Origin of the sequence: Pseudomonas sp. CFBP 13727 (assembly GCF_014841915.1) — a bacterium.
GTDB lineage: Bacteria > Pseudomonadota > Gammaproteobacteria > Pseudomonadales > Pseudomonadaceae > Aquipseudomonas > Aquipseudomonas baltica.
The window spans coordinates 138255-163101 of the sequence record NZ_JACYUT010000003.1 but is presented as its reverse complement, the minus strand read 5'-3'; the positions used below and the strand labels follow the sequence as shown (position 1 = coordinate 163101).

Sequence of the window (24847 nt, the reverse complement as noted above, 5' to 3'; positions counted from 1 at the left end):
AGGGCGCGCGGTCGCGATATCAGTTGAACAAGCCGTAGAAGAATAGACGAACGCTATCCCATACGCGGCGGAAAATACCACCTTCCTGTACATCGTCCAGCGCGATCAGGTCGGTTGTCTGAACGATCTTGTCACCGTTCTTCACTTCGACCTTGCCGATCACGTCGCCCTTGGCGATAGGCGCGGTCAGCTGTGGGTTCATGGTCATGCTCGCAGCCAGGTTCTTCAACTGGCCCTTGGGCAGGGTCATGGTCAGGTCTTCGGCCAGGCCGGCCTTGATTTCGCGGATGTCGCCCTTCCATACCGGTGCCTTGGCCAGCTCGGTGCCCTTCTGGTAGAAGGTCTGGGTTTCATAGAAGCGGAAGCCGTAGGTCAGCAGCTTCTGGGTTTCGGCAGCGCGGGCCTGCTCGCTGTTGGTGCCGAAGACCACGGCGATCAGGCGCATGCCGTCACGTACGGCCGAGGACACCATGCAGTAGCCGGCTTCTTCGGTATGGCCGGTCTTCAGGCCGTCGACGGTCTTGTCGCGCCACAGCAGCAGGTTGCGGTTGGGCTGCTTGATGTTGTTCCAGAAGAACTCCTTCTGCGAGTAGATCGCATAGTGAGCCGGGTCTTCGTGAATGATGGCACGGGCCAGTACCGCCATGTCGTGGGCAGTGGAGTAATGCTCGGGGTTCGGCAGGCCGGTCGGGTTCATGAAGTGGCTGTTGGTCATGCCCAGCTTGCCAGCCGTGGTATTCATCATGTCGGCGAAGGCGTCTTCGCTGCCGGCGATGTGCTCGGCGAGCGCCACCGAAGCGTCGTTGCCCGACTGGATGATGATGCCGTGCAGCAGGTCGCTGACCGATACCTGGGTACCGACCTTGATGAACATCCGCGAACCGCCCGTGCGCCAGGCGTTTTCGCTGACGGTGACCGGGTCGTTCTCGCCGATCTGGCCACGACGGATTTCCAGGGTCGCGATGTACGCGGTCATCAGTTTGGTCAGGCTGGCTGGCGGCAGACGCTGGTCGCCGTTGTTTTCAACCAGCACGTTACCGCTGGAAGCTTCCATCAGCACGTAGGATTTGGCAGCCAGTTGCGGCGGCGCTGGCATCATCTGATCTGCCGCCCAAGCGGCAGGGGCGATGATCAGCGGTACAAGCAGGCACAGGCGTTTGGCAAGTGTGGTGATGTTCATCCGTCTCTCGAAATTGCTGATGGGCACATGCCCTTGCGGGCAGTCTTGTTGTGGGCGGCGGCCCGGTGTCGCACGCCCGTTGCCGGGCGCTCATTGCAGCGCCGCCCGCAGGCGGCGCGGTTCAATCCAGTGTCACCAACTTGGGCACGCCAAGATTGGCCATGCGCACGTTGTCCTGAATCTGCTGGGCTTCACCCTGGGAATTGATCGGTCCCAGGCGTACCCGATAGAACGTCTGCTGGTTGACGGCGATCTGGCTGGTGAAGGCCGGCGCGCTCACCATCGAGCTCAGCTTGGAACGCAGCAGCTCCGCAGCGTCGGGGTTGGCGAACGCTCCCACCTGGAGATACAGGCCAGACGCTTGTGCAGAACCGTTTTTTTTTGCGTCCATCTGCACCGGCAGCGTGGCGACCGCGTGTTGCTGCGGCGGCGGTGTGTATTGCTCGACCGTACCAGCCGACGGCGTGATGTTAGGCCGGGCCTGCGCCACCACCGGGCCCTGGTTGAGCACCAGTGGCGCCGGACGGCCGCGCTGCGCCCACCATTCCTGCGGGTCGATACCTTCGACACGTACCCGCGCCGTACCGGTTTCGGCGTAGCCCAGCTTTTTCGCCGCGGCATAGGACAGGTCGATGATGCGGTCGGAATAGAACGGCCCGCGATCATTGACCCGCAGCACCACGCTGCGGCTGTTGTCCAGGTTGGTCACGCGTACATAGCTGGGCAGCGGCAGGGTCTTGTGCGCCGCGCTCATGCCATATAGATCGTAGACCTCACCGTTGGCGGTGTTCTGGCCATGGAACTTGGTGCCGTACCACGACGCCGTGCCGGTCGCCTGATACTGACGCGACTCGGCGATCGGAAAGTAGGTCTTGCCCAGTACCGTGTAGGGGTTGGCCTTGTACGGTCCGGTGTGCAGGGTGGGCACGGCGTCGGGAATCTTCGACACGTCGACGTCCCACCACGGTGCGCCGTCCTTGTGTGCCCGATTGATGTTCAGGCCAGGCATGGCTTTGACGGTCGGGCCGGATTGCTTCACGGTACGCGACGGCGGCGGCGTCGATGAGCAACTGGCGAGCAGCAGGCCCAAGGCCGCGCAGGCCGCGATGGCGGAGGATGTATGTATCGGCATTGCCCGCATTACTTGACGCCCCGTGCTTGAACCAGCGATTCCGACAGTTGGTGCACAGCCATGGCGTACATCACACTGCGGTTATAGCGAGTGATTGCATAGAAATTCTTCAGGCCCAGCCAATATTCCGGGCCCTCGGCGCCCTGCAGGCGAAAGGCGGTCACCGGCAGGTCATCGCGTAGCGCATCATGACTCGACCAGCCCAGCGCCCGCAACTGCGCGACATTCTTGACCGGGTCGATGCCCGGGCTCAAGCCGTCGTCGACCTGCGGGCCGGAAACGCCGGCACGGCTGACCACCGGTTGACCGGCCACCCAGCCATGCTCCTTGAAATAGCTGGCAACACTGCCGATGGCGTCATCGGGGTTGGTCCAGATGTTGATGTGACCGTCGCCGTCGAAATCCACCGCGTAGGCGCGGAAGCTGCTGGGCATGAACTGCGGCAGGCCCATGGCGCCGGCGTACGAACCCTTGAGGGTCAGTGGGTCGAGCTGTTCGTCGCGGGCCAGCAGGAAGAACTCGCGCAGTTCCTTGCGGAAGAATGCCGCGCGTGGCGGGTAATCGAAGCTCAAGGTGGACAACGCGTCGATCACCCGAAAATTGCCGGTGTTGCGACCAAAGAAGGTTTCGACACCGATGATCGCGACGATGACCTGCGCCGGTACGCCGTATTCGCGTTCCGCACGGGCCAGCACCGCTTCGTGCTGGCGCCAGAAATCCACGCCGCGGGCGATGCGCGCATCGGTGATGAACATCGGCCGATACTCGCTCCACGGCTTGACCCGTTCGGCAGGACGCGAGATCGCGTCCAGAATCGACTGCTTGCGCTCGACTTCCCTGAACACTTCGTTCAACTGCTCGCTGGCGAAGCCATAGTCGCGGGTCATTTCACCAATGAACTGGGTCACCTGGGGCGAGCCACCGTAGTCGCCGGCGCTGGCATGCTGTGCCGACCCCAACAGGCCCATCAGGCCGATCCAGGGAACGTTCCGAGCTGCCCAGCTACGCATTACTTGCATGCAATTGCTCACCTTATTCAAACCTGTGCGATCCACTTGCGATGGGTGTGGATCGACATCAAAACGCCAAACGCTGACAGCAGGGTCACCAGCGAAGTTCCGCCGTAGCTAATGAAAGGCAACGGCACCCCCACCACCGGCAGCAGGCCACTGACCATACCGATATTGACGAAAACGTAAACAAAAAAAGTCATGGTCAAGCTGCCGGCGAGCAACTTTCCGTACAGGGTCTGGGCCTGCGCGGTGATCACCAGCCCACGGCCGATCAGCAGCAGATAGATCAACAGCAGCGCGCAGATACCGACCAGGCCGAACTCCTCGCCGAGCACCGCGATGATGAAGTCGGTGTGGCTTTCGGGGAGGAAGTCCAGGTGCGACTGGGTGCCCAGCAGCCAGCCCTTGCCGAACACGCCACCCGAACCGATCGCCGCCTTGGACTGGATGATGTTCCAGCCGGTACCCAGCGGATCGCTCTCCGGGTCGAGAAAGGTCAGGATCCGCTGCTTCTGGTAGTCGTGCATGATGAAGAACCACATGCCGACCGCCACCGGTACCGCCGCCGCCAGCACGCTGGCGATCCAGCGCCAGCGCAACCCGGCCATGAACAGCACGAAGGAGCCGGAAGCCAGGATCAGCAGTGACGTGCCGAGGTCTGGCTGGCGCACGATCAGCGCAAAGGGAATGCCGATCAGGGCCAGGCTCACCACCACGTGCTTGAGGGTCGGCGGCAGGGTCCGCTTGGCCAGGTACCAGGCGATGGTCGCCGGCATGATGATCTTCATGAACTCCGAGGGCTGGAAGCGGATGACCCCGGGGATGTTGATCCAGCGCGTGGCGCCCATGGCGTTGTGGCCCATGACGTCCACTACCACCAGCAGTATCACCCCGGTCACGTAGGCCAGGGGCACCCAGCGCGCCATGAAACGCGGTTCGAGCTGGGCGATGACGAACATCGACACCAGGCCCAGGCCGAAGGACGTGGCCTGCTTGATCAGCAGGTCCCAGTTCTTGCCGCTGGCCGAATAGAGGACGAACAGGCTGCCCGCCGCCAGGGTCAGCAGCAGGATCAGCAACGGGCCGTCGATGTGAATGCGCTGCAAAAATGTTGCGCGGCGGCGCATCACATCCTCACTGGAGAGGATGCGGTCGAAATTACTCTTCAAGGGCGGTGATCTCCGCGCCCGTGGCGCTGGCGTATTCGGGTTTCAACTGGCCGTCGGGGCCGAGCAGCCAGGCGTCCATGATCTGGCGCACCACCGGCGCCGCCACGCCCGAGCCGGACTCGCCGTTCTCGACCATGACCGAGACCACGATGCGCGGGTTGTCCGCAGGCGCGAAGCCGACGAACAAGGCATGGTCGCGATGGCGCTCCTGGACCTTGCTGCGGTCGTACTTCTCGCCTTGGCGAATGGCGACGACCTGGGCCGTACCGGACTTGCCGGCGATTCGGTACTTGGCACCGATGGCAGCCTTGCGCGCGGTACCGCGGGCACCCTGCATGACCTGCTCCATGCCGTGGGTGACCTTGGCCCAGTCGGACGGATTGCGCAGCACAATGTCGGGCACCGGGTTCTCGTCCACCGGCGGCACGCCTTCGATGGTGCGCGCCAGCCGCGGGCGGTTCCACTTGCCCTTGTTGGCGACCAGGGCGGTGGCCTGGGCCAGTTGCAGCGGCGTGGCCTGCATGTAGCCCTGGCCAATGCCCAGAATGAGCGTTTCGCCGGGGAACCAGGCTTGCCGGCGGGTCTTGCGTTTCCATTCGCGCGAGGGCATCAGGCCCGGCGACTCTTCGAACATGTCCAGCGAGACCTTCTGGCCGATGCCGAACTGGCCCATGTAGTTGTCCAGCTTGTCGATGCCCAGCTTGTGCGCCAGGTCATAGAAATAGGTGTCGTTGGAACGCATGATGGCGGTGTCCAGGTCTACCCAGCCATCGCCTGTGCGGTTCCAGTTGCGGTATTTATGGTCGTAGTTGGGCAGTTGATAGAAGCCTGGGTCGAACACCCGCGACCCGGCGTTGATCACGCCTGAGTCCAGCCCGGCGATCGCCACCGCAGGCTTGATCGTCGAACCGGGCGGATACAGGCCGCGCAACACACGGTTGAACAGCGGTCGATCGATGGAATCGCGCAGGTCGGCATAGGCCTGGAAACCGATGCCGGTGACGAACAGGTTGGGATCGAAGCTGGGCTGGCTGACCATTGCCAGCACCTCCCCGGTGCGCGGGTCCATCGCCACGATCGCGCCGCGACGGCCGCCCAGCGCCTCTTCGGCGGCTTCCTGCAACTTGATGTCCAGGCTCAGGACGATGTCCTTGCCCGGTTTCGGATCGGTGCGCTTGAGCACCCGCAGCACACGACCGCGAGCGTTGGTCTCGACTTCCTCGTAGCCCACCGTGCCGTGCAGTTCCGGCTCGTAGAAGCGCTCGATGCCGGTCTTGCCGATATGGTGCGTGCCGCTGTAGTCCACCGGATCCAGGGTCTTGAGTTCCTTCTCGTTGATGCGTCCGACATAGCCCACCGAGTGCGCGAAATGCGCCCCCTGCGGGTAGTGCCGTACCAACTGCGCGACCACCTCCACACCCGGCAGGCGAAACTGGTTCACCGCGACCCGGGCGATCTGCTCTTCGTTGAGCTCGAACAGGATCGGTACCGGCTCGAACGGTCGACGTCCCTGCTTCATGCGACGTTCGAACAGTTGCCGGTCTTCGTCGCTGAGCTCCAGCACTTCGACGATGGTATCGAGCACCTGACGCCAGTCACCGGAGCGTTCGCGGGTCATGCTCAGGCTGAAGCTGGGGCGGTTGTCGGCCACGACCACGCCGTTGCGGTCGAAGATCAGCCCACGGGTGGGGGGTATCGGCTGCACATGCACCCGATTGTTCTCCGAAAGCGTGGAGTGATATTCGTACTGGATCACCTGCAGGAAATACAGGCGCGCGATCAGCACGCAGATGAGAACCAGGATGGCCGCTGCACCGACCACGACGCGGCTGCGCACGGTGCGCGCGTCTTTCTCATGGTCCTTGAGGCGAATCGGCTGGGACATCGGCTGGTTTACGGCCTATTTGTGATAAGGGTGCCCGGACAGCACGGTCCAGGCGCGATACAGCTGTTCACCGATAAGTATCCGTACCAGCGGGTGAGGCAAGGTCAGCGGCGACAGCGACCAGCGCTGCTCGGCACGGGCGCAGACTTCCGGCGCCAGCCCCTCGGGGCCACCGACCATGAAGTTCACCGTGCGCGAGTCCAGGCGCCAGCGATCCAGTTCCACCGCCAACTGCTCGGTGCTCCAGGGCTTGCCGTGCACTTCCAGGGTAACGATGCGCTCCCCCGGACCGACCTTGGCCAGCATCGCTTCGCCTTCCTGGCGGATAAAGCGGGCCACGTCGGCATTCTTGCCGCGGGTATTGAGCGGGATTTCGACCAGGTCCAGTGCCAGCTCGGCGGGCAGACGCTTGGCATATTCATGCCAGCCTTCTTCCACCCACTTGGGCATGCGCGAACCCACCGCGATCAGACGCAGACGCATGGCCCAGGCTTATTCGTTGCCAGGGGTGTGATGCGCGGCGCTGGCGGCACGGCTCTGCTCGGCACCCTGCCACAGGCGTTCTAGGTCGTAGAACTGGCGCGCGGCAGCGGTCATCATGTGCACCACGACGGTGTCCAGGTCCAGCAGCACCCAGTCGCTGTCGCCCGCGCCTTCTTCGCCCAGTGGCTTGACGCCCTTGGCCTTGACCAGCTCGCGCACCTTTTCGCGCATGGCGCTGATCTGGCGGTTGGAGGTACCGGTGGCGATCACCATGAAGTCGGTGATGCTGTTCTTGTCACGCACGTCGATGACCAGGATGTCCTGAGCCTTGACGTCTTCGAGGGCGAGCTGGGTCAGCTCGACGATTTCTTCAGCGGGGATTGCTTGCTTATTGCTCATAAAAAAACTCGTTCAGTTCAATTGGACGCACGGTACAGCCCGTGCGCCTCGATGTAGGCCAATACTGCGTCGGGCACCAGGAAACGTACCGACTTGCCGCTGGCCAGCAGTTGACGGATCTGGGTGGCCGACACCGCGAGCGGTGCCTGCCAGACGAAAGTAATCTGTCCGCAGGCTCCCTTGAGGGCTTGCGGGTCGCTGATGGAACGCGCCGCCACCAGGTTGCGCAGGGCATCCGGCAGCTCGGTGTCCGCATCAGGTCGCTGCAACACGACGATGTGGCAGTGTTGCAGCAGTTCTTCCCAGCGGTACCAGGAGGGCAAGCCACAAAAGGCATCCCACCCCAGCAGCAGGAGCAACTGGTCCTGCGGGTCGAGCTCGGCACGCATCGACACCAGCGTGTCGAGGGTGTACGACGGTTTGTCGCGCGCCAGTTCACGGTCATCCACGGTCAGGGGCGCCAGCCCCTCTACTGCGGCCCGCACCATGGCCAGACGCTGCTCGGCCGATACCTGCGGCTGGTCGCGATGCGGCGGCCGGGCGCTGGGCACCAATCGCAGATCGTCCAGGCCCAGGGCCTCGACCACTTCCACGGCGCCGCGTAGATGACCGATGTGCACCGGGTCGAAGGTACCGCCCAGCACGCCGATTCGACGTGCAGTGCGCGATTGTACAGCGTAGGGACCGGGCCGGTTCGGTGCGGTCAACTCAGACCGGCTCCTGGCCGCGCAACTGGCCATCGCCGATCACCACGTACTTCTCGCAGGTCAGGCCTTCGAGGCCCACCGGGCCGCGGGCGTGGATCTTGTCGGTGGAAATGCCGATCTCGGCACCCAGGCCATATTCGAAACCATCGGCGAAACAGGTCGGCGCGTTGACCATCACGGACGCGGAGTCGACTTCGGCAACGAAGCGACGGGCATGGCCCTGCTGCTCGGTGACGATCGCATCGGTGTGATGGGAGCCATGCTGGTTGATGTGTTCGATGGCCTCGTCCAGGCCGTCGACCACCCGAATGGACAGGATGGCGGCCAGGTACTCGGTGTTCCAGTCTTCTTCGCTGGCCGGTACGGCTTCGATCAGGTCGCGGGTGCGCGGGCAACCGCGCAGCTCGACGCCTTTCTCGCGGAACTGCGCCGCCATCGGCGGCAGGAAACTCGCCGCCACCGACTGGTCGACCAGCAGCGTTTCCATGGCGCCGCAGATGCCGTAACGATAGGTCTTGGCGTTGAAAGCGATGCGTTGCGCCTTGGCCAGGTCGGCGCCAGCGTCGACGAACACGTGGCAGATGCCGTCCAGGTGCTTGATCACCGGCACCTTGGCATCACGACTGACGCGCTCGATCAGCCCTCGCCCGCCCCTTGGCACGATGATATCGACGTACTCGGGCATGCTGATCAGCGCGCCGACCGCGGCGCGGTCGGTGGTGTCCACGACCTGTACCACGGCGGCGGGCAAGCCGGCTTCGGCGAGGCCGCGCTGGATGCAGGTGGCGATGGCACGATTGGAGTGGATGGCCTCGGAGCCGCCACGCAAAATGGTGGCGTTACCCGACTTCAGGCACAGGCTGGCCGCGTCGATGGTCACGTTGGGCCGCGACTCGTAGATGATGCCGACCACACCCAGCGGCACGCGCATCTTGCCGACCTGGATGCCCGAGGGCCGGTAGCTCATGTCGCGGATCGCCCCGACCGGATCCGGCAGGCTGGCCACCTGGCGCAGGCCGACGATCATGCCGTCGATGCGCGCAGGGGTCAGCGCCAGGCGCTCGAGCATGGCCGCGTCCAGGCCATTGGCGCGACCGGCTGCCAAATCCTGCTCGTTGGCGGCAACCAGTTCGGCACGGGCGCTGTCCAAGGCACTGGCCGCCGCCTGCAGGGCGCGATTCTTCTGCGCGGTGCTGGCACGGCCAATGACCCGCGAGGCTTCACGGGCAGCGCGACCCAGGCGGGTCATGTAGTCAAGAACGGACTCGGTCATGGTCTCTGTGGTCTTGGCAAAGAGGAAAGCGGCTGATTATAGCTGTCACGTACGCCCACTAACAGCGGTGACGGGCGGATGGTCGAAAACACCTCTTTAAACATATGTCCGCGGGCCTCACCGATGTGCAATTGCTATCATCCACCGCGACACCGAATGGACCCCGTTATGTTCAACCCGTTGCCCGATGCCTTTTTCGACACCGACGCGCAATCCCTCGCCCGTGCATTGCTGGGCAAGGTGATCCGCCACCGTCAGGGTCCGTACTGGTTGTCGGCGCGCATCATCGAAACCGAGGCGTATTACGTCACGGATCGCGGCAGCCATGCATCGCTGGGTTATACCCACAAACGCCGCGCGCTGTTCCTCGAAGGCGGGCACATCTATATGTACTACGCCCGTGGCGGCGACTCGCTGAACTTCAGCGCGCAAGGTCCGGGCAATGCGGTACTGATCAAGTCCGCCTACCCCTGGCTCGACGCGCACACCGGCGACGATGCCTTCGCCCGGATGCAGCTCAACAACCCCGACGCCAGCGGCCTGCCGCGCCCGGCCCAGCGCCTGTGCGCCGGGCAGACCCTGCTGTGCAAGGCCCTGGGGCTGAAGGTACCGGTGTGGGACGCCCAGCGCTTCGACACTGAACAACTGTTCGTCGACGACGTCGGTGCCGATGTCCCGCACATCCTGCAGACCACCCGCCTGGGTATTCCCCTGGGTCGCGACGAACACTTGCCGTACCGCTTCGTGGATGCCGGCTACGCCCGTTTCTGCACACGCAACCCCCTGCGTCGCGGCCAGACAGACGGCCGCGATTACTTCTCGATCTTTCAAGGAACCTGACTCATGGGCGAATGGCTGGACAGTCTGACAGGCTGGCTGACGCTGCATCCACAGTGGCTGGGGGTGGCAATCTTCGCCATCGCCTGCATCGAATGCCTGGCGATCGCCGGCATCGTCGTACCCGGCACCGTGGTGTTGTTCGCTGTGGCCGTACTGGCCGGCAACGGTGCGTTGTCGCTCAGTGAGACACTGATGCTGGGCTATGCCGGCGGCCTTCTCGGCGACGCCATCTCGTACGCCCTGGGTCGACGGTTTCAACAGAGCATCCGTGGCCTGCCGCTGCTGCGCACGCACCCGCAATGGCTGGAAACCGCAGAAGGCTACTTCCATCGCTATGGCGTGGCGAGCCTTCTGATCGGGCGCTTCATCGGCCCGCTGCGGCCGATGCTGCCCATGGTCGCCGGCATGCTGGAAATGCCGTTGCCGCGCTTCATCCTGGTCAGCCTGGTGGCGGCCGCCGGTTGGTCGGTGGCCTATCTGCTGCCGGGCTGGGCGACGGGCGCCGCTTTCCGCCTGCCGCTGCCCGAGGACTTCTGGCCACAGGCCGGTATCGTTGCGGCCTGCATCGCCCTGCTGATGGGCCTGAGCCTGCATGCCACCTGGCGCGATCGCAGACGCGGCACGCTGCTCATTGCCCTCGCCTCGCTGATCATGCTGATTGCCCTGTTCTTCGGCTTCCCGCACCTGAGCGCGCTGGACAACGGCCTCAAGGCGCTGGTCCAGGAGCATCGCAGTGAGGCGGCGGAAACCTTCGTGGTGCTGGTCACGCGCATCGGTGATTTCCGCACCCAGTTCATGGTGGCCGGACTGCTCACCGCGCTGCTGCTGATCACCCGGCAATGGCGTCAGGCGCTGTTCGCCTGCGCGACCATGCTGATCACGGCGCTGCTCAACGGCTCGTTGAAACACCTGGTCGCCCGGCAGCGGCCCGACGTGCTGCTCGAACCGCTGACCACGTTCAGCATGCCCAGCGGGCATAGCTCGGCAGCCTTTGCCTTCTTTCTGAGCCTGGCCATACTCGCCGGGCGTCGGCAGACACCGCGCATGCGCCTGGTGTGGGTCATCCTGGCAAGCATTCCGGCGCTGTCGATTGCGTTGTCGCGGGTGTACCTGGGCGCGCATTGGCCGACCGACATCATTGCCGGCAGCATGCTGGCCTGCTTCGTCTGCGCTTCGTGCCTGGCGGCCGTGGAATATCGCCAGCCGCTGCCGGCGATGCCGTTGCGTGTCTGGTGGCTGGTGGTACCGGCGTGCGCGTTGCTGCTGGGCTTTTTTGCGGTGCACGGGCTGCCGTCGGCACTCGAAGGGTATCGCTACATGTAACCAGGCGCACCCGGCGCGCTGGGCCTGTTCGTCCCAGGCCTGTTCGTCTCAGACCAGGGCGTCGCCCTGCAGGCTGTCGAGCAGGGCCTGGATCGCCACCAGGCGCAGGCCTGGGTCGCTTTCGGCGAGCAGCTGTTCTTTCTCCTGCTCGGTGAACGGCAGCAGATAGGCCAACTGGTTGCCCAGCGACTGCTGGCCCTGAGCGCCGGCGGTCATGCCCAGCGCCGCCACCATCGGGTGCTCGGCCAAGGCCAGCAACAGTGCCTGCAGGTCGGCGTGGGTATCGGCCAGCGGCTGCTCGGCCTGATCTTCCAGCCACTGCACGTCTGCTGTCAGCAATTGATCGCGTTGCACATGGGTGGCCTCGACACGGAAACGCCGAGCGCCCTGCACGCGGATACCCAACAGACCGTTGTCTTGCTGCTGGAAATCGGTGATCAGCGCTTCGCAGCCGACTGCGGCGTGTTCGCTGGGTGCCTGGCCCACTTCGCGTCCTGCCATGATGCCGACCACGCCAAAGCCGGCGCCCTGCTTCATGCAGCGACCGATCATGTCCAGGTAGCGGGCTTCGAAAATCTGCAGATCCAGCACGCAACCGGGGAACAGCACGGTATTGAGGGGAAAGAGTGGCAATGTCATGGCTTGTGTCCTCACGCGAATACGCTGATGGCCAGTGGCAGGAAAACGGCGGTACCCACCCCCATCAGACTCATGGCCAGCGCCGCGAAGGCACCGGTTTCCTCACTTTCCTGCAACGCCAGCGATGTACCCACGGCATGCGCGTTGAGGCCCAATGCCATGCCCCGCGCCGCCGGGTGGTCGATGCCCAGCAAAGACAGCAGGCCGGGGCCGAAGATTCCGCCGATGACGCCGGTGATCAGCACGAACACGGCCGCCAGCGCCGCGACGCCGCCGATCTGCTCCGCCACCAGCATGGCGATCGGCGAGGTGACCGACTTGGGCGCCATGGTCATCAGAATCATGTGGTCTGCGCCCAAACCCCAACCCAGCAACAGGCACAGCACGGTCGCGAACAGCCCGCCCAGGCCCAAGGTGATCAGGGTAGGCCAAAGCAGTTGGCGAATGCGCCGCAGGTTGAGAAACAGTGGCACCGCCAGGGCCACGGTCGCCGGGCCGAGCAGGATGCCGAGAATCTCGGTGCTCTTGCGGTACTCGGCATAGCTGATCCCGCAGCCTACCAGCACCGCAACCAGCAGCAACATGGACAGCAGCACCGGTTGCAGAAAGATCCAGCGGGTTTTTTCGTAGCCGGCGAGCACCAACTGGTAGGCGCCCAGGGTGATGCCGATGCCGAACAGCGGATGGTGGATGACCGCCTGCAGGGTGCCTTGCCAGTCCAGCATCATGGTTGCACCGGGTGATCATGCCGACGCCTGCGAATCAACCGCTGCATCAACCAACCGACGAACACGGTAGAGACCGTGACGGAAATCACCAGCGAGCCGACGATGGCCCAGAAGTCATCGGCGATCTGCTGGGCATAGACCATCACGCCCACCGCAGGTGGCACCAGCAGCAGCGGCAGGTAGCGCAGCAGGCTGTTGGCCGCCAGGCCCAAGGGCTCGCCGACCTCGCCACGTACCATGAGGTAGATGAGCAGCAGCACCAGGCCGATGATCGGACCGGGCAACACGGGCAGCAACAGATGATTGAGGGCAGTGCCCAGCAGCTGGAACAGGACCAGCCAGGTCAAACCGCGTAGCAACATTGCAGGTCTCCTTCGCAAGCCAGGCATTATAAGCCCCCAAGGCATGCCCCAGGGTGATGCAAGATGGCGCACCCCCATGATCGGACCCGGTAACGGTACACCCATCCGACAGTCATCCGGCTCTGGCCTTAAAAGCGCCCTGCATCTGTTGTGCACCCTTGCATCTGCGGCATACTCGGCGCCTCAATCGCCCGGACCCCGTCATGCGCCCTCTCGCCCCCCTCGCCCTTTCGTTGTTGATCGCCGCTTGCGGAGATGGCGAGCCACTGTCGCCGCCCGACGCGCGACTGCCCGATGGCGGTCGCTACCGCGGAGAGGTGGTCAATGGGCTATTGCAGGGTCAGGGGCGTGTCGACTATCCCAATGGCAGCGGCTACGCCGGGCAGTTCAAGGACGGCCAGTGGCAGGGTCAGGGCCAGTGGCATGGGCGCAACGGCGAGGTCTACACCGGCGGCTTCGATCATGGCCTGTTCCATGGCCAAGGCACCCTGATCGCTCGCGGCACCACCTACACCGGCGGCTTCGTCAAGGGTCGGCGCCAGGGCGAAGGGACCTTCAAGGAAGCCGGCGTGGCGTACCGCGGCGGGTTCAAGGAAGACCAGTATTCGGGCGCCGGGCACATCGAACTCGACGACGGCAGCCAGTACCAGGGCTGGTTCGCCCACGGCAAGCCCAATGGCGAAGGCACCCGCAGCGATGCCGCAGGCAACCAGTTCAGCGGCACCTTCGTCAATGGCCTGCTCGAAGGGCACGGCACGTTCAGCAATGCCGACGGCGATCAGTACATCGGCAACTTCCACCTCAACCAGCTGCATGGTCGCGGCCGCTACGAAAACGCCGCAGGCGATGTGTGGATCGGCACGTTCAAGGAAGGCGTACTCAGCGGCAAGGGCGAGATGTTCGCCAGCGACGGCAGCCACTACAAGGGCGAGTTCGCCGATTGGCGCTTCAGTGGCAAGGGCTGGCTGGCGCTGGCCGACGGCAGCATCTACAGCGGCACCTTCGAGAACGACACCTACCAGGGCCAGGGCAGCCTGACCCTGAAGGACGGCAGCAGCCAGGTCGGCTATTGGCTCAATGGCCAGCGTATCCGTGATGCACAAGGTCATCTGTTGCCCGATCCGCTGGAACTGGGGCTGCTCAATCAGGGGCAACTGCTGGAACAAGCGCTCGCGGCAATCCCGCAGTCCACTGCAGCGATCGAGTTTTACAGCCTGGCGCTGGCCGGCGACGGCAAGCAAAGCGTGTTCATGCGCGAAGCCGACTACGTCACCGGCATGCTGGCCAGTCGTTTTGGCGCGGTCGGACAGATCACCCTGGCCAACCACCGCGATCATCTGGCCGATCGGCTGATGGCCAGCCGCGAGACCCTCAGCCGCAGCGTGCAGACGCTGGCCGCGCGCAGCGGCCCGGAAGACCTGGTGTTCATCTACCTGACCAGTCACGGCACCAGCGAACATGAACTGGTGCTCGATCAGCCACGCCTGCAGTTGGGCGACCTGCCGGCCGATGAACTCGCCGCAGTGCTGGCGCCGCTCAAGGGCCGCGACAAGGTGGTGGTCATCTCGGCTTGCTATTCGGGCGGATTCATCCCCGCGCTCAGGGACGAGAAAACCCTGGTCATGACCGCTTCGCGGGCCGACCGGGTGTCTTTCGGCTGCTCCGAAGAAGCCGACTTCACCTATTTCGGCGACGCCTTGTTCGCCCAGGCCTTCAACCAGACGGACGACCTGCAGCAGGCTTTCGAACTTGCCAGCCGGCACGTTGCCGAACGGGAGATCGCCGATAATTACGAAGCCTCGCAGCCGCAGATCTGGGCGCCCAAAGGGGTCCTCGCGCATTGGCAGCGATTGCGCCAACAACAGGCCAAGCGGGCGCTGCTCGACGCCGCCGCGCCTGACAACAAGCAATAGGGCATCTGCTTCACGCTGCCTGTATCAAGGGAGACATTGCATGTACTTGACGCCGCAGCACATCCTTCTGGCCGGCGCCACCGGCCTGACCGGCGAGCATTTGCTCGACCGCCTGCTCGCCGAGCCGACCGTGCAACGGGTCCTGGCTCCCACCCGGCGCCCTCTGGCCGAGCACGCGCACCTGGACAACCCGGTGGGGCCACTGCTGGCCTTGCTGGCGGATCTGCAGGGCCCGGTGGACATCGCCTTCTCGTGCCTGGGCACGACCATCAAGCAGGCCGGTTCGCAAGAAGCGTTTCGCGAAGTCGACCACCAGCTCATCGTCGCCTATGCCCAGCGCGCCCGCGAACTGGGCGCACGCCACTTCCTGCTGATCAGCGCCATCGATGCCGACCCGCAATCCTCGGTGTTCTACAACCGCGTCAAGGGTGAGACCGAGCAGGCGCTGCGTGCCCAGGGCTGGCCGCAACTGACCATCGCCCGGCCGTCGGTGCTGATCGGCGACCGCGTCGAAGCACGCCTGGCCGAGCGTATTGCCGGACCTCTGTCGAAGCTGATTCCGGGCAAGTACCACGGCATCGAAGCGCTGCAACTGGCGCGCGCCCTGTGGCGCCTGGCGCTCGAAGAGCAGGACGGCGTGCGCGTGGTGGAATCGGACGAGCTGCGGCGCCTGGGCAAATAGCCCGCAGCCGGCGCGTCAGTCGTCGCTGCCGTGGTGGTGCTCGCCCCAGCGCGGCAGCATGTCCTGAGGAATATCCAGCAGGTTGAGCACCCGTGCGACGACGAAGTCGATCAGGTCGTCGATGGTCTGCGGCTGGTGATAGAAGCCCGGCGCTGCCGGCAGGATCACCGCGCCCATCTGCGACAGCTTGAGCATGTTCTCCAGATGGATGGTCGAGAACGGTGCCTCGCGCGGCACCAGGATCAACTGCCGACGTTCCTTGAGCGTTACATCGGCAGCGCGCTCGATGAGGTTGTTGCAGGCGCCGCTGGCGATGGCCGACAGGGTGCCGGTCGAGCACGGCACCACCACCATGGCGCTGGGCGCGCCGGAGCCCGATGCCACCGGCGACATCCAGTCTTCTTTGCCATACACGCGGATCTGTCCGGCGGACGCCCCGGTGTACTCGTTGAGAAAGGCCTGCATGGCCTGGGGCTTGGCCGGCAAGCTGACGTCCGTTTCCGTGGCCAGCACCAGTTGCGCGGCCTTGGAGATGAGGAAATGCACCTCGCGGTCTTCGCGCACCAGGCAGTCGAGCAGGCGCAAGCCGTACTGCGCGCCCGACGCGCCGGTCATGGCCAGGGTGATCCGCTGCGGGCCGCTCACTTGAGGGCCTCCGCCAGTTTCAGATGCAGGCCGCCGAAACCGCCGTTGCTCATGATCACCACGTGGGTGCCTGGCCGTGCCTGGCTCTTGACCCGCTCGATGATGGCTTCCAGCGAATCGGCGACGATGGCCGGAACCGGGCACTGGGCAGCCGTGGCGGCCAGATCCCAGCCCAGGTTGGGCGGCGCATACCAGATGACCTGATCGGCATCGCGGACACTCTCGGGCAGGCCGTCGCGGTGCGCGCCCAGCTTCATGGAGTTGGAGCGCGGCTCGATCACGGCGATCAACGCTGCATCGCCAATGCGCTTGCGCAAGCCGTCCAGGGTAGTGGCGATAGCCGTGGGGTGGTGGGCAAAGTCGTCATAGAGGGTAACGCCCTGCACTTCGGCCACCCACTCCATGCGCCGCTTGACGCTCTTGAACGCGCACAGCGCCTCGATACCCAACGGCGCGACCACGCCCACGTGGCGGGCAGCAGCCAGCGTTGCCAAGGCGTTGGCCACGTTATGCTGGCCGGTCAGCGGCCACTCCACGGTGCCCTGCACGACACCTTCGAAGGAAACCTCGAAGCGCGACCCATCCGCACTGAGCAGGTTTGCCTGCCACTGGCCGTTCTCCCCCGTGGTCTGTACCGGTGTCCAGCAACCCATCTCGATCACTCGGCCCAGTGCCGGCTCGGTGGTGGGGTGGATCACCAGGCCCTCGCTGGGCACGGTTCGAATCAGGTGGTGGAACTGGCGCTCGATGGCGGCCAGGTCGGGGAAGATGTCGGCATGATCGAATTCGAGGTTGTTGAGAATCGCCGTGCGCGGACGGTAGTGGACGAACTTGGAACGCTTGTCGAAGAACGCACTGTCGTACTCGTCTGCCTCGACCACGAAGAACGGCGTCTGCCCCAGGCGCGCCGACACCGCGAAATTCTGCGGCACGCCGCCGATCAGGAAGCCGGGCGCCATGCCCGCATGCTCCAGCACCCAGGCCAGCATGCTGCTGGTGGTGGTCTTGCCGTGGGTACCGGCCACGGCCAGCACCCAGCGTCCCTGCAGCACGTGGTCGGCCAGCCACTGCGGCCCCGATACATAGGGCAAGCCCTTGTTCAGGACATGCTCGACCGCCGGGTTGCCGCGCGACAGGGCATTGCCGATCACCACCAGGTCAGGCGCAGGTTCCAGCTGGGCAGCGTCGTAACCCTGGGTCAGCTCGATGCCCTGAGCCTGCAGCTGGGTACTCATGGGCGGATAGACATTGGCGTCCGAACCGGTGACACGGTGCCCCAGTTCCTTGGCGAGCACTGCCAGGGAGCCCATGAAGGTGCCGCAGATACCGAGAATGTGAATGTGCATGATTGGCCTCGTAAAACGTCGAGGCAGGGTAGCGTAGGGTAGGAAAAATCGCATCCTTTGATTGGTGATCCCTCCTCTTCGGCCTGCTGTTTACAGGTGTTTCAAGGCGCCGTGCTCGCCTTTGTTCTACGCTTACCAGGCGCCACGGCGCGTCCTCCACAGAACCACAACAGCAGGAGACACCCCATGCGTTACGCACACCCGGGCACCGAAGGCGCCAAGGTCGAATTCAAGACCAAATACGGCAACTATATCGGCGGTGAATTCGTCGCGCCGGTGGACGGCAACTACTTCACCACCACCTCGCCGGTGAACGGCCAGCCCATCGCCGAATTCCCCCGCTCCAACGCCAAGGATATAGACAAGGCGCTGGACGCCGCCCATGCCGCCGCCGATGCCTGGGGCGCGACCTCGGTGCAGGCCCGCTCGCTGGTCCTGCTGAAGATCGCCGACCGTATCGAACAAAACCTGGAAACCCTGGCCATCACCGAAACCTGGGACAACGGCAAGGCCATCCGTGAAACCCTGAACGCCGACATCCCGCTGGCGGCCGATCATTTCCGCTACTTCGCCGGCTGTCTGCGTGCCCAGGAAGGCAGCGCTGCCGAGATCGACGGCAACACCGTGGCCTACCATATCCACGAACCGCTGGGCGTGGTCGGGCAGATCATCCCGTGGAACTTCCCGATCCTGATGGCGGCCTGGAAGCTCGCCCCGGCCCTGGCCGCCGGCAACTGCGTGGTGCTCAAGCCGGCCGAGCAGACCCCCTTGGGCATCACCGTGCTGATGGAGCTGATCGGTGACCTGCTGCCGCCGGGCGTACTCAACGTGGTCCAAGGATTCGGCAAGGAGGCGGGCGAGGCCCTGGCCACCAGCAAGCGCATCGCCAAGATCGCCTTCACCGGTTCGACGCCAGTGGGCTCGCACATCATGAAGTGCGCCGCCGAGAACATCATTCCCTCGACCGTGGAACTGGGCGGCAAATCGCCGAACATCTTTTTCGAAGACATCATGCAGGCCGAGCAGACCTTCATCGAAAAGGCCGCCGAAGGGTTGGTGCTGGCCTTTTTCAACCAGGGCGAAGTGTGCACCTGCCCTTCCCGCGCACTGGTGCAGGAATCCATCTACCCGGCCTTCATGAAAGAAGTCATGAAGAAAGTCGAGCAGATCAAGCGCGGCGACCCGCTGGACACCGACACCATGGTCGGCGCCCAGGCGTCGGAGCAACAGTTCGACAAGATTCTGTCCTACCTGGAAATCGCCAAGAGCGAAGGCGCCGAGCTGCTGACCGGTGGCCAGGTGCAGAAGCTCGAAGGTGCCCTGTCGACCGGCTATTACATCCAGCCGACCCTGCTCAAGGGCACCAACAAGATGCGTGTCTTCCAGGAAGAAATCTTCGGCCCGGTGGTCAGCATCACCACCTTCAAGGACGAAGCCGAAGCGCTGGCCATCGCCAATGACACCGAGTTCGGCCTGGGCGCCGGCGTCTGGACCCGCGACATCAACCGTGCCTGGCGCATGGGCCGCGGCATCAAGGCCGGGCGTGTCTGGACCAACTGCTACCACCTGTACCCGGCGCACGCCGCGTTCGGTGGCTACAAGAAATCCGGTGTGGGCCGCGAGACGCACAAGATGATGCTCGACCACTACCAGCAGACCAAGAACCTGCTGGTCAGCTACGACATCAACCCACTGGGCTTTTTCTGACCCAAAGGGCGCAGGGACGCTCCGGCGTCCGTCGCCTGCCGCTGCGAACACGGGATGTTGCGCACGTCCGGCGCGCGACCGTTCGTCGGTTTGCCCGGCGTGACGAGCCTGCCCAACAAACCTGCCTCACCCATCGGTATACTGCGCGGATTCTTCACGACCGGATCCGCACAGGTACCTCCCATGGAATTCAGCTTCATCGACCTCATCCTGCACCTGGATGTGTACCTCAACATGCTGGTGACCCAGTACGGCACCTGGGTCTACGCGATCCTGTTCCTGGTGATCTTCTGCGAAACCGGCCTGGTGGTGATGCCTTTCCTGCCTGGCGACTCGCTGCTGTTCATCGCCGGCGCGGTGGCGGCAGGTGGCGGCATGGACCCGTTTCTGCTCGCTGGCCTGTTGATGACCGCCGCCATCCTTGGCGACAGCACCAACTACATCGTCGGGCGTACCGTGGGCGACAAGCTGTTCAGCAACCCGGACTCGAAGATCTTCCGCCGCGATTACCTGGACCAGACTCACGCCTTCTATGCCCGCCACGGCGGCAAGACGGTAACCCTGGCGCGGTTCCTGCCGATCCTGCGCACCTTCGCCCCGTTCGTGGCTGGCGTTGGCAAGATGCACTACCCGCGCTTCCTGGGCTTCAGTGTGCTGGGCACGGTGTTGTGGGTCGGTGGTCTGGTGACCCTGGGTTACTTCTTCGGCAACATGCCGTTCATCAAGCAGAACCTGACCCTGCTGATCGTCGCGATCATTCTGATTTCGCTGCTGCCGATGATCGTCGGCTTGCTGCGCAGCCGCACGGCCCGCACCGCACCGACGCGCTGAGCCCATGTGGTCGTACAAGGCCTGGCGGCGACAGCGAACCCTGGACCGCCACCGTATCGATGAATCGCTGTGGCAGGCGGTGCGTGCCGACCTGCCGATCCTCGACGGCCTCGATGCGCAGCAGGACCTCCGTTTGCGCGAGGCCTGCGTGCTGTTCCTGCAGGCCAAGACCTTGACCTGCCTGCCCGGCGTCGAACTCGACGACCGGGCGCGCCTGCACCTGGCGGCACAGGCGCAACTGCCGTTGCTGCAGCTGGGCGATCTAGACTGGTACCAGGGTTTCCACGAGATCGTCCTGTACGCCGACGATTTCGTCAGCCCGCAGCGCTACCGCGACCCCAGCGGCGTGGAGCATCAATGGGACGGCGAGCACAGTGGCGAGGCCTGGCAGCAGGGGCCGGTGATTCTCGCCTGGTCCGGTGTGGCAGCCAGCGGCGGCTGGGACGGCTACAACCTGGTCATCCACGAACTGGCGCACAAGCTCGACATGCTCAATGGCGACGCCAATGGGCTGCCGCCACTGCATGGCGACATGCGCGTGAGCGACTGGGCCCGCACCATGCAGGACGCCTACGACGACCTCGATCGCCAGCTCGATGCCAATCCTGATGCGCAAACCGCCATCGACCCCTATGCCGCGGAAAACCCGGCGGAATTCTTCGCCGTCACCAGCGAGTATTTCTTCACCGCGCCGGATTTGCTGCACCAGGCCTACCCACAGGTCTACGAGCAGTTGCGCCTGTTCTACCGCCAGGATCCGCTCGAACGGCTCTCGGCCCTCCCCCGACCTGCGTAACGCCGTGACGCGGCTGGCGCCGCTGCTACAGGGACCGCGTTCATCCACGCCGCGTCGGCCGTCGACATCCAATCCCATTCCCCAACGCCGTGCTTGATGGCAAAACCATTCCCTGTAGCAGCGGCGCAAGCCGCGTCGGCGGTCACCGCCTGATGTGACGCGGCCCACGGCGCATATGGCATGCGCCCCTGCAATGTGCCTATAATCGCGCCCACATTTTCGGCCTGCATGGCCTTCAGACTGGCCCAAACCACGGGGGCAACGCCCAATGAGCTACAGCAAGATTCCGGCTGGCAAAGACCTGCCGAACGACATCTACGTCGCCATCGAGATTCCGGCCAACCACGCGCCGATCAAATACGAAATCGACAAGGACAGCGACACGCTGTTCGTCGACCGTTTCATGGCCACGCCGATGTTCTACCCGGCCAACTACGGCTTCATCCCCAACACCCTGGCCGACGACGGCGACCCCCTCGACGTGCTGGTCGTCACGCCTTACCCGGTCACGCCTGGTGCGGTCATCCGCGCCCGTCCGGTCGGCATCCTGCACATGACCGACGACGGCGGCGGCGACGCCAAAGTCATCGCCGTACCGCACGACAAGCTGTCGCAGCTGTATGTCGACGTCAAGGAATACACCGATCTGCCGCCGCTGCTGCTGGAACAGATCAAGCACTTCTTCGAGAACTACAAGGATCTCGAAAAAGGCAAATGGGTGAAGATCGAAGGCTGGGGCAACGCAGACGCCGCCCGCGCCGAAATCACCAAGTCGGTCGCCGCGTTCAAGGGCTGAGCCGTCGTTGTACGAAAAACCCCGGCCATGGCCGGGGTTTTTCATGGGCGCTGCAAAGGTATCGGGCGAAAAGAGATTTGCACAGGCGAGCGGCCCTGCGTATTCTTTGGCCCTCACCAGCCCAGGCTGGTCATCAGTTGCAGGCGGTTGCGGCTTACCAAAAGTAAGGCAAGATCGTCGACGAGAAGCCGGCCATAAGCCGGCTTTTTAATGCCCCGAGAAAAGTCCGCAGCGCCTGTTTCGCGGCCACGGACCGCTCCTACCGAACAGCAGCGGAAACACGCTCCCTGTGAAAGCGGTCATCGGCCACGAAGACTCCACCGCGGCCGCCCCGACCCTGCCCTCATCACCCCTCGCAGAATCGAATCCGGTTACCGAAGGGGTCATACACCTCCAACAGCCGCCCCCAGCCCTGCTCGACGATCTGCGGACGGCCGTAGCCATAACGCTTGGCCAGCAGCTCATCACGCAACGCTTCGACACCGTGCATCGGCACGAACACGGTCGAGCCCGGTGAGCAATCGCCGTGGTGTTCGGAAAGATGCAGCTGCAGATTCCCCCGCTCGACACCCAGGTACAGCGGCAGGTCGGCCTCGAAGCGGTGCTCGAACTCGACCGTGAAACCCAGGAAGTCCAGATAGAACTCGCGCGCCTTGGCTTCGTCGAAAATCCGCAGGATGGGGATAGCCTTGTCGAAACCGATCACCACTGAGGCAGTCGGCGCCAGGCTGGCCGAAGCGGTGTTCCAGTCCTTGTGCCCCATCTGCCGGGCAACCATTTCCAGAGCGGTGGAATGCGATACGTCGTGACCCTGCGCCTGCAGCGCGACGCGCAGCGTCTTGGCCATCTGCTTGGCGTGCTCGATTGAAAACATGACAGCTCCCGAGTCGATGCATGCTGGTGCTCGCGTTGCCAGGCCTCGACCATCAAGAGAGGTATGAAGGCGTGAGGATGCAAAAATGCTTTCACCTTTCCTTGCGGAGCGAGCGGCGGGCAGCATGGGCCGCCGCCGATGTTAGCGCAAAGCGTCGAAGGGGTCACCACGGGACACTCCCGCAGCTGGAAAATCCCGTTTGCCAGACACGATTAAAAGGTCGGCATGGCCCTCGAAAATATCGTGGGTAGGACGTGCACAACCGGCCCGGGAAAACGCCTGTACAGGAATTTTCACGCCTGCCCACCCGCATTCATCGGGCGCTTGTCGCTATCGATCGGCAAGGGCTTCGAGCACAGGCCGGTGAGTGCGGACCGTGGGAACCCGAGTGTAAATATCCTTTCAAACCAAGCCTGTTGCGCCTCGATTGACCGTGCCTTGGCGCGCTGCTAACTCTTAGGACAGCGACACCGACCGTCAGTTTTCCTTCGAGGCGCTATCCATGAATACAGCCACGACCGCCCTACCCCCGGCCTTGCCGCCAGAGGCTTCGAGCACCCGCTCGATCGCCGCTGCGCTGTCGCACCAGAGCATTCACAACCTGGAGCGCTATTACGATCACTGGGCTCGTCACTATGACGCCGATGTCGAGGCCGAAGCCTATTGCGGGCCGACGATGGTCGTCGACTTGCTCGATGCCGTGGCTCAGCGAGGCAACCTCGGTCACAACAGTCGCGTGCTCGATGCCTGCTGCGGCACCGGCCTGGTCGGACGCACCCTGCAGGAGCGCGGCTATCGGCAGATCAGCGGCTGCGACCTGTCCCGGCCCATGCTCGACCAGGCTCAGGCTTCCCGGGCCTACCAGCATCTGCACAGCCAGATAGACCTGACCCAGCCGTTGCCACCGGCCCTGCTTCGGCACTTCGACGCGGTAGTCTGCTGCGGCGCCTTCATTCCCGGGCACCTGCCTGCCTCCGCACTGCGTGGCCTGGTCGCCATGACCCGGTCTGGCGGCGTGGTGGTGCTGAGTGTTCGCGAGACTTACTTCGACACCGCCGGCTTCGAGCCTTTGTTGCAAAGCCTGGGGCGCGAGCAGGGACTTGTCGTGCTCGAAGCCCGGATGTCGGCCCGCTACCTGCAAAATGCGCGCGCCCACTACCTGGCCTTGTACGTCGCATGAACGGGGTCTACGACATGCCGGTTCTTCCTGTCATCTCCCTGGCGCAACTGGCGGCAGGTGAGCCTGGGGCAATTGCGCAACTGAGCGCAGCGTGCGCCGACGACGGCTTCTTCTATCTGGTGGATCACGGGCTTCCGGCCGCGTTGATCGAGCGCTACCTGAGTGCCGCCGAGGCGTTCTTCGCGCTGCCAGAGCCGGTCAAGCAGCCCTTCGGCCATGCTCACCAGCCCGGCTACCCGCACACTGCACGGGGTTACGTCGGGGCCTATGGCGAAACGCTGCATCCCGATGCAGGCCCGGACAACAAGCAGCACCTGGACTGGGGCATCGACCGGCCCGGTGGCGCGCCGTTCAGCGGCCCGAGCCTGCTGCCCGACGACGAGCTCGCGCCTGGTCTGAACGCTTGCGCCTACGCCCTGCAGGACAACGTCATGGAACAGGTGTTTCCCCAGCTGCGCCGAGCCATCACCAGCGCCTTGCAGCTGCCAGCGCAGGCGTTCGATGCGCACTTCCGTCAGCCAACCCTGATCCAGCGCGCTTCATATTATCCAGCCGGGGCGGGAACGGCCGGCAAACATACCGACAACGGCTTTCTCACCCTGCTGATCCAGCAACCCCTGCCGCAGCCTTCACTGCGCATCTACAGCCGTGGCCAGTGGGTCGACGTGCCGTGCCTGGAGGGCGCGGTACTGGTCAATCTGGGCGACATGCTGCAGCGCTGGACCAACGAGCGCCTGGTCAGCACCGCGCATCAGGTCCTGCATCGTCAGCCGAGCCCACGGGTGTCACTGGCGTTTTTCATCTACCCGGATATCGACGCGATCATCGCACCCATCGGCGGCGGGCCAAGCTTCTCCACGGCCGAGGTGATGCTGGAGAACTTCGATTCGATCTGGGTACGCAAGCAGGGCGCTGGAAGGGCCCGCCAACTGGTTTGAACACAC

General features: G+C 64.2%; 25 protein-coding genes. 10 read left to right on the top strand and 15 right to left on the bottom strand.

The window, feature by feature from the left end; all coding sequences use genetic code 11:
• Positions 1-19: 19 nt before the first annotated feature.
• From IFT76_RS11380 to IFT76_RS11340, 9 genes are all read right to left on the bottom strand, one after another.
• Positions 20-1180, bottom strand: a complete 1161-nt coding sequence (locus IFT76_RS11380; RefSeq protein WP_122475529.1) for a D-alanyl-D-alanine carboxypeptidase family protein — start codon at positions 1178-1180, stop codon at positions 20-22.
• A gap of 121 nt (positions 1181-1301) precedes the next feature.
• A complete protein-coding gene (locus IFT76_RS11375; protein WP_122475531.1) occupies positions 1302-2321 on the bottom strand; it encodes a septal ring lytic transglycosylase RlpA family protein in 1020 nt (339 codons plus the stop codon).
• Positions 2321-3331, bottom strand: coding sequence for a lytic murein transglycosylase B (mltB, locus tag IFT76_RS11370; protein WP_122475533.1), 1011 nt, complete (start codon positions 3329-3331; stop codon positions 2321-2323). The genes IFT76_RS11375 and mltB overlap by 1 nt, the downstream gene beginning before the upstream one ends.
• A gap of 17 nt (positions 3332-3348) precedes the next feature.
• Entirely contained in the window at positions 3349-4452 is a 1104-nt protein-coding gene (gene rodA / locus IFT76_RS11365) for a rod shape-determining protein RodA (RefSeq protein ID WP_163007397.1), read from the bottom strand.
• Between the two features lie 31 nt (positions 4453-4483).
• A complete protein-coding gene (gene mrdA, locus IFT76_RS11360; protein ID WP_122795465.1) occupies positions 4484-6379 on the bottom strand; it encodes a penicillin-binding protein 2 in 1896 nt (631 codons plus the stop codon).
• A gap of 15 nt (positions 6380-6394) precedes the next feature.
• Positions 6395-6862 carry a 23S rRNA (pseudouridine(1915)-N(3))-methyltransferase RlmH gene (gene rlmH / locus IFT76_RS11355; protein ID WP_043192648.1) on the bottom strand — a complete coding sequence of 156 codons (468 nt, stop codon included), beginning with the start codon at positions 6860-6862 and terminating at the stop codon, positions 6395-6397.
• 9 nt (positions 6863-6871) lie between these two features.
• On the bottom strand, positions 6872-7261 hold the full coding sequence (rsfS, locus tag IFT76_RS11350; protein WP_122475539.1) for a ribosome silencing factor: 390 nt from the start codon (positions 7259-7261) through the stop codon (positions 6872-6874).
• A 17-nt stretch (positions 7262-7278) separates the two neighbouring features.
• Positions 7279-8001 carry a nicotinate-nucleotide adenylyltransferase gene (gene nadD / locus IFT76_RS11345; protein ID WP_122475541.1) on the bottom strand — a complete coding sequence of 241 codons (723 nt, stop codon included), beginning with the start codon at positions 7999-8001 and terminating at the stop codon, positions 7279-7281.
• Positions 7970-9241 carry a glutamate-5-semialdehyde dehydrogenase gene (locus IFT76_RS11340; protein ID WP_185795134.1) on the bottom strand — a complete coding sequence of 424 codons (1272 nt, stop codon included), beginning with the start codon at positions 9239-9241 and terminating at the stop codon, positions 7970-7972. Before IFT76_RS11340 ends, nadD begins: the two co-directional genes overlap by 32 nt.
• Before the next feature lie 168 nt (positions 9242-9409).
• Between IFT76_RS11340 and IFT76_RS11335 the strand changes: the two genes are divergently transcribed.
• Together IFT76_RS11335 and IFT76_RS11330 are read left to right on the top strand one after the other, a co-directional pair.
• Complete coding sequence (locus IFT76_RS11335; RefSeq protein ID WP_122475545.1) at positions 9410-10081, top strand: DNA-3-methyladenine glycosylase; 672 nt, start codon at positions 9410-9412, stop codon at positions 10079-10081.
• A gap of 3 nt (positions 10082-10084) precedes the next feature.
• Positions 10085-11404 carry a bifunctional DedA family/phosphatase PAP2 family protein gene (locus IFT76_RS11330; RefSeq protein WP_185795132.1) on the top strand — a complete coding sequence of 440 codons (1320 nt, stop codon included), beginning with the start codon at positions 10085-10087 and terminating at the stop codon, positions 11402-11404.
• A gap of 48 nt (positions 11405-11452) precedes the next feature.
• Here the strand turns inward: IFT76_RS11330 and IFT76_RS11325 are convergent, their stop codons facing one another.
• From IFT76_RS11325 to IFT76_RS11315, 3 genes are read right to left on the bottom strand one after another with little or no spacing between them, the layout of a single operon-like run.
• Positions 11453-12043 (bottom strand): LON peptidase substrate-binding domain-containing protein, encoded by a 591-nt coding sequence (locus IFT76_RS11325; RefSeq protein ID WP_192058438.1) that lies wholly within the window; start codon positions 12041-12043, stop codon positions 11453-11455.
• Positions 12044-12054: 11 nt separating this feature from the next.
• Positions 12055-12771, bottom strand: coding sequence for an LrgB family protein (locus IFT76_RS11320; RefSeq protein ID WP_122475551.1), 717 nt, complete (start codon positions 12769-12771; stop codon positions 12055-12057).
• Positions 12768-13133, bottom strand: coding sequence for a CidA/LrgA family protein (locus IFT76_RS11315; protein WP_122475553.1), 366 nt, complete (start codon positions 13131-13133; stop codon positions 12768-12770). The genes IFT76_RS11320 and IFT76_RS11315 overlap by 4 nt, the downstream gene beginning before the upstream one ends.
• 203 nt (positions 13134-13336) lie before the next feature.
• Here IFT76_RS11315 and IFT76_RS11310 point away from each other — a divergent pair, with 203 nt between their 5' ends.
• Positions 13337-15046, top strand: coding sequence for a C13 family peptidase (locus IFT76_RS11310; RefSeq protein WP_192058436.1), 1710 nt, complete (start codon positions 13337-13339; stop codon positions 15044-15046).
• Between the two features lie 40 nt (positions 15047-15086).
• A complete protein-coding gene (locus IFT76_RS11305; protein ID WP_122475557.1) occupies positions 15087-15728 on the top strand; it encodes an oxidoreductase in 642 nt (213 codons plus the stop codon).
• A 15-nt stretch (positions 15729-15743) separates the two neighbouring features.
• Here the strand turns inward: IFT76_RS11305 and ubiX are convergent, their stop codons facing one another.
• Together ubiX and mpl are read right to left on the bottom strand one after the other, a co-directional pair.
• Positions 15744-16373, bottom strand: coding sequence for a flavin prenyltransferase UbiX (gene ubiX, locus IFT76_RS11300; protein WP_122795472.1), 630 nt, complete (start codon positions 16371-16373; stop codon positions 15744-15746).
• Positions 16370-17719, bottom strand: a complete 1350-nt coding sequence (gene mpl, locus IFT76_RS11295) for a UDP-N-acetylmuramate:L-alanyl-gamma-D-glutamyl-meso-diaminopimelate ligase (RefSeq protein ID WP_192054848.1) — start codon at positions 17717-17719, stop codon at positions 16370-16372. The genes ubiX and mpl overlap by 4 nt, the downstream gene beginning before the upstream one ends.
• Before the next feature lie 186 nt (positions 17720-17905).
• Here mpl and exaC point away from each other — a divergent pair, with 186 nt between their 5' ends.
• The 4 genes from exaC (at position 17906) to ppa (ending at position 21849) form a co-directional block, all read left to right on the top strand.
• Positions 17906-19426 (top strand): acetaldehyde dehydrogenase ExaC, encoded by a 1521-nt coding sequence (gene exaC / locus IFT76_RS11290; RefSeq protein WP_122475563.1) that lies wholly within the window; start codon positions 17906-17908, stop codon positions 19424-19426.
• A 183-nt stretch (positions 19427-19609) separates the two neighbouring features.
• Positions 19610-20257, top strand: coding sequence for a DedA family protein (locus IFT76_RS11285; protein WP_122475565.1), 648 nt, complete (start codon positions 19610-19612; stop codon positions 20255-20257).
• A gap of 4 nt (positions 20258-20261) precedes the next feature.
• Positions 20262-21053: a M90 family metallopeptidase gene (locus IFT76_RS11280; RefSeq protein WP_192058434.1), complete on the top strand. Its 792-nt coding sequence runs from the start codon at positions 20262-20264 to the stop codon at positions 21051-21053.
• 268 nt (positions 21054-21321) lie between these two features.
• Positions 21322-21849: an inorganic diphosphatase gene (ppa, locus tag IFT76_RS11275; RefSeq protein ID WP_122475569.1), complete on the top strand. Its 528-nt coding sequence runs from the start codon at positions 21322-21324 to the stop codon at positions 21847-21849.
• Between the two features lie 346 nt (positions 21850-22195).
• Here the strand turns inward: ppa and IFT76_RS11270 are convergent, their stop codons facing one another.
• Entirely contained in the window at positions 22196-22723 is a 528-nt protein-coding gene (locus IFT76_RS11270) for a glyoxalase superfamily protein (RefSeq protein WP_192058432.1), read from the bottom strand.
• 502 nt (positions 22724-23225) lie between these two features.
• On the opposite strand from IFT76_RS11270, the gene IFT76_RS11265 reads away from it, so the two are divergent.
• Both IFT76_RS11265 and IFT76_RS11260 read left to right on the top strand, forming a co-directional pair.
• Positions 23226-23903 carry a class I SAM-dependent DNA methyltransferase gene (locus IFT76_RS11265; RefSeq protein ID WP_192058430.1) on the top strand — a complete coding sequence of 226 codons (678 nt, stop codon included), beginning with the start codon at positions 23226-23228 and terminating at the stop codon, positions 23901-23903.
• Between the two features lie 14 nt (positions 23904-23917).
• Positions 23918-24841 (top strand): isopenicillin N synthase family dioxygenase, encoded by a 924-nt coding sequence (locus IFT76_RS11260; RefSeq protein ID WP_192058429.1) that lies wholly within the window; start codon positions 23918-23920, stop codon positions 24839-24841.
• Positions 24842-24847: the final 6 nt, after the last annotated feature.